3 protein-coding genes are annotated in these 2,013 nt (G+C 39.4%); 1 reads left to right on the forward strand and 2 read right to left on the reverse strand.

Annotation, left to right across the window (positions count from 1 at the left end; genetic code table 11):
- Nucleotides 1–110 precede the first annotated feature (110 nt).
- Nucleotides 111–1,004 (forward strand): colicin-like pore-forming protein, encoded by an 894-nt coding sequence (locus tag EGK14_RS21060; protein ID WP_125291005.1) that lies wholly within the window; start codon nucleotides 111–113, stop codon nucleotides 1,002–1,004.
- Nucleotides 1,005–1,027: 23 nt separating this feature from the next.
- On the opposite strand, the gene EGK14_RS21065 is transcribed toward EGK14_RS21060, so the two are convergent.
- Both EGK14_RS21065 and EGK14_RS21355 read right to left on the reverse strand, forming a co-directional pair.
- Nucleotides 1,028–1,357 carry a colicin E1 family microcin immunity protein gene (locus EGK14_RS21065; protein WP_125291006.1) on the reverse strand — a complete coding sequence of 110 codons (330 nt, stop codon included), beginning with the start codon at nucleotides 1,355–1,357 and terminating at the stop codon, nucleotides 1,028–1,030.
- 225 nt (nucleotides 1,358–1,582) lie between these two features.
- Nucleotides 1,583–2,013, reverse strand: a 431-nt coding sequence (locus EGK14_RS21355; RefSeq protein ID WP_370256575.1) for a hypothetical protein, incomplete at its 5' end; no start/stop codon positions are given.

Below are 2,013 nucleotides of genomic sequence, written 5' to 3' on the forward strand. Positions count from 1 at the left end.
GGTCATCCCCAGGGTGCGATGCGTCTGGTGAACCGGGTCTTTGAAATGTAAGGTCAGTCGACAACATCGACGGCCGGGTCTCCCCAATCTTTGCAACAAAGCCCGATAATATGGCTCGTAGCGGTGGGCTAAACCCCGCTGAATTTACAGGATACTTTTTGAGTGTAGATGGGAATGTCATTGGTATAAACCCTCGTGTTGGTGGTGACGCGTATGGCGTAAATCTGGGGATGCCGAATTATAGTGGTGGAAACGGTGGTGGTGCAGGGAATCAGTATAACTCAGCCTTGGGTGGGGCTTTCGCGGGGGACATTTCTGAAGCGCGTAAAGTTGTACTTATCAAGATTGTTAATGATAATTCCGCTTTGGCTAATAGTAAGCAAGCAGGACGCAGAATTAGTAAGGCGCGTAATGAAGTTGAAAATGCGCAAAGAGAGTTAGCGCAAATAAATTACACCAGAGAAGATATTGCTAATGCGGTAAAGGCAACATCGGATTTTTACCAGGAAGTAACCGCGAAATATGGTGAAAGAGCGTCAGGTCTTGCCCAGTCTTTTGCGGAAGAAGCGAAAGGGAAAACAATACGTAATATGGATCAAGCGCTGGCAGCTTTTAACAACTATAAAAATTCCTTAGGCGTTAAGTTTAGTGCTCAGGATCGGAATGCTATTCATAGTGCTCTTAAATCTATGGATTATGCCAACATGGCTAAACAGCTTTCTATTTACAACAAAGCATTTGGTTACTATGGAAAATTCTCTGACTTGTATGACATTACTCAGGAATTGATTAAGTCCCTAGAGACAGATAACTGGCGACCGTTCTTTGTTAAAATCGAAACTTTTACAGCCGGAAAGGTCGCAACAGCTGTTACAGCCTTTGCCTTCAGTATTCTTATTGGTGTTCCGCTAGGAATCGTAAGTTTTGCTGTTATTATGGCTACGGTAGGTGCGTTAGTTAACGATAAGCTTATTAATAAGATTAATGCCGGTCTAGGAATTTAATATTATTAAAAAGATGCCGGGTTTTACCCGGACTTTTTAACATTCAAGAATATATAGATTAGGCTAAGAGGAATGGCAAAAACAAAGCAGAACAGCCAATAAATAGCATAAATTCCATTTTTTCCTATGTCATCTTTAAGTATCCCTCTATGCCAAAAGCCTTTTGTAGTAAATTTTAGAGCGATTTTTTCGACAGCCACTTTAGCTACTGGATAAAGAAATGTGTTTACTAAAGAAAAAATCCAAAATAGTTGCAGTCTTAATGATTCATGGTTTTTAATTAAAATGATGCTGATAATTATAAATAAAATTATCCCTATGGTTATATTTCTAAAATAAAAGCTTTTTGTCATTCCCCTCTCCTGATTTTGGCATAATTTATAATCATAATAACATTCTGTCTACACAGCGTCTATGCATCTGTCTGTACCTTTTTTATAATAGGAAACAGTGAATACCTATTTTAATGCATTAAAAACTATTGACACCGATGGTCTGATAGGTTTCAGCAATTTATAAGTAAGACTGCTATATCAAATAAGATGGCAGTCTTGCTGGTATTATCTTTAACGATTAATTTATAGAATTCCTTGAGCTCGCCAGGAGGAAAGCAACTCCTTTACCAGCGCGGCCAGCTCTTTCTGGCTTAAGTCATTATGATTTATGGCAGTTGGCATACTTTTCATTAATGGTTCTTGCTCAGCTTTTTGGGTTTGAAACTCTTTATAAATTCTGTTTACCGTTTCCACCGGCATCTTTAGACTGTCAGACAGTAAAGAGGACATCAACGTGGGTGAACTCGCTAGTTTTGGGTTGTTCTGCATGGCATCCAGTATCCCAACCAGTGCAGAAATAAAATTGATATTGCTCTCACGTTCACGATCGTTCTCAGCCTGAATCGCATTATTATTGGAATTAAATTCGGCACTGTTGCAAAGATCTGGCGATGGTAAACTGATGCCATTGTTTAGTGGAAGGAGCAAGCACATGAACCCATTCAAAGGTCGAT

This window comes from Erwinia sp. 198 (assembly GCF_003937915.1).
In the GTDB taxonomy this organism is placed as follows: Bacteria; Pseudomonadota; Gammaproteobacteria; order Enterobacterales; family Enterobacteriaceae; genus Erwinia; species Erwinia aeris.